The 2,500-nt window shown below is 46.1% G+C and carries 3 protein-coding genes (2 of these 3 only partly in view); 2 read left to right on the top strand and 1 reads right to left on the bottom strand.

The window, feature by feature from the left end; genetic code table 11:
* On the top strand, positions 1 to 595 hold the 3' portion of the coding sequence (locus tag CH367_RS17995; RefSeq protein WP_100763881.1) for a prolipoprotein diacylglyceryl transferase. The gene continues 341 nt to the left of window position 1, outside the view; 595 of the gene's 936 nt are visible here — the last part of the coding sequence; its start codon lies off the left edge, out of view; the stop codon is at positions 593 to 595.
* 68 nt (positions 596 to 663) lie between these two features.
* Here the strand turns inward: CH367_RS17995 and CH367_RS17990 are convergent, their stop codons facing one another.
* Positions 664 to 2,055: a protein-disulfide reductase DsbD family protein gene (locus CH367_RS17990; protein WP_100764036.1), complete on the bottom strand. Its 1,392-nt coding sequence runs from the start codon at positions 2,053 to 2,055 to the stop codon at positions 664 to 666.
* A 242-nt stretch (positions 2,056 to 2,297) separates the two neighbouring features.
* Here CH367_RS17990 and CH367_RS17985 point away from each other — a divergent pair, with 242 nt between their 5' ends.
* Positions 2,298 to 2,500 carry the 5' portion of a hypothetical protein gene (locus tag CH367_RS17985; RefSeq protein WP_100763880.1) on the top strand. Its footprint extends 526 nt past the window's final position, so the window shows 203 of its 729 coding nt (coding positions 1-203); its start codon is at positions 2,298 to 2,300; its stop codon lies beyond the right edge, outside the window.

Raw genomic sequence — 2,500 nt, 5'->3', positions numbered from 1 at the left:
TCTTGTTTTCTACGGAGGATTTCTTTTCGGAATTCTTTTTATCGTTCTTTATATGAAGTATTTCAACCGCGACATTCCTTCGTATCTCGACGCCGCGGTTCCGAGTATGGCGATCGGTTACGCGATCGGAAGGTTGGGTTGTTGGGTTTCGGGCGACGGTTGTTACGGCTTTGCGACCGAGATGAGAATTCCTCTTTTGGTTTTCGATTATCACGGAGCGCATCCGTCCGGGGTTCCCGTTTGGAACACTCCTCTCATCGAATCCATCATTTCGTTTTTATTCTTTCTTTACTTCCAGTATTGGGCAAAGGATCAGAACTTTAAAAAGTTTTCCATCGGCGCTCAGTATTTGATTCTTCACGGGTTCGCGAGATTGATGGTGGAATTTTTGAGAGTCAACAAAGCGGTGTTCCCGTTTATCGATCCTCCTTCGATCGTAAACATTCCGAACGCGGAACAAAATCCGGCTTTCTTAAATCAGTATTACTGGCACGGGTTTTCCCAATCACAATGGGTATCCGTTGCGATCATCGTAATCGGGGCGATCTTTTTGATCAAGGGTAGACTTTGGGAAAAAGAAGGAGCGGCCGCGTAAAAACATTCAAATTTTTGAATGTAGAATTTGAAAATCCGCAAATCGGCGATCGTCGACTGCGGATTTTTTTATGGTAATCCTTTTAAAGTGCGGATCATCGTGGTTGTGTCCTGATAATCCGTATTCTTATACAACAGATTTCCATCCGCGTCGAGGATCACAAAAAAAGGAAGGCCGATCTTAAGTTCTTCAAAACGGGGATCTCTCGCATAGGTCTCGAAGATCGGATCGTTGTCCTTGACCTTTAAAAGAACCGCGCCTTTCAACGCCTCGTTCAAAGCGGAATCGTTTTGAGTGAGTTCTTCAAAAGCCTTGCAGTTCGTACACCAGTCCGCATAAAAATCGATAAAAACTTTTTTACCCGTGTCCTGACCTTCCGTGTACGCCTTACCCGGAGTTCTAAACCAGGAAAGATTTCCCTTCGTTTCCGTTTCCGTTTCGGTCGCGGATACGGAATTGATTCCGCCGAAATTCGGAACCAAAAGAACCAGAAGCGCCGTTGCGGATAAAACGACCCCGCTGAGAAACAAAGCCTTCTTCATTCTTACGTAGCGGTTCCATTCTTCCGGAAGAAAAAAGTATAAACAAAGAATCAGAAAAAGAATTCCGAATGCAACGAGAGGAATCGAAGAATCGGAGATTCCCCAACCGGCAAGGGACTTTTGAAAATACGTATAAGAAAAATATAATACGAAAACTCCGAGCGCCCATTGAATCCAACGCATCCATTTACCGGACTTGGGCAGACTCAAACCGAAAACTCCGATCATCAAAAACGGAAAACCCAAACCGACTCCGAATAAAAACATCTTAAACGAAGCGAGGACCACCGAACCGATCGTGATCGCTCCCGAACCCGCGGTGATCTGCAAAAGAATCGCGACCACAACGGGCCCGACACAAGGAGAAGAAAGAAGCCCGGCGCCCATTCCTAATAGGAAGGTTCCGCCGCATCCTTGTGCGGTTCTGACTTCTTTGGATTGGAAAAATGGAAGATGAATGAGATCGAGAGAACCGAGGGCCAATAAAAAGATAAGAACGGAAAGTCCGAGATTTACGATCGGATAACGGAGAATCACGTTAAACGCTCCTCCCGAAAAACCGGCGATCAATCCGAACGAAGCATACACTGCAACCAAACCGAGATAATAAATCGCGGGGTGAAGAATTTTAGGAGAACCCTCTCCTCTCGCTCTTACGATTCCTACGGTGATCGGATACAAAGGATAAACGCAGGGCAAAAGACTTGCGAGAACACCGCCGGTGATCAGAACAAAACCGGTCGTCCAATCGAAGGCACCGCTGGAAACCCCTTCGCTCACGGATTTTTGAATTTCGGAAAACCAAGAACCGGATAACGTTTCGGCGGAAAGGGAAAGGTTGAAACCCAAAAAGGAAATGAGGCTCAATACGCCGAAGCGGCCTTTGAGAAGATTGTTCTGAACGGCTCTAAAGTACACGATCCATTGACCAAAAAAAAAGGAACTTCGTTCCGAGAACAATGCTTTTGGTAAAAAATCAGGGGTCAACCCGATTCCCGATCAGCCGGTTCCCGAACTCGTAGTTTAGACTGAACGCGGTTTCAAAAGATTCTTTTTTTAAAGAAAGTGGAGCGCCGAAGAGCGCAGAATCCCCGACGATCGGCCGAATTTGGGGGATTCTCCCTTACGCAATTCGACGGAATTGCCGAAAATCATTCTGAATGCGGGTAAGAATTTTCAGACTGATCGGCTGTATCCTTTTAGGGATACTTTTGCAAGCGGAGACCCGTCCGGTTTCCGCCGAGATCGATCTGGATTACAATTACGAATATGAGAAGAACGGGCCTTATACGAAATTCTCGGATTGGGTCCCTTACAAACTCCACAAATGGGAACCGAAATTCCTCGAAGATTATTACCAACT

It is taken from the genome of Leptospira barantonii (assembly GCF_002811925.1).
Lineage (GTDB): Bacteria > Spirochaetota > Leptospiria > Leptospirales > Leptospiraceae > Leptospira > Leptospira barantonii.
The sequence above is the reverse complement of the archived record's forward strand: the minus strand, read 5'-3'. Positions and strand labels throughout refer to the sequence as shown.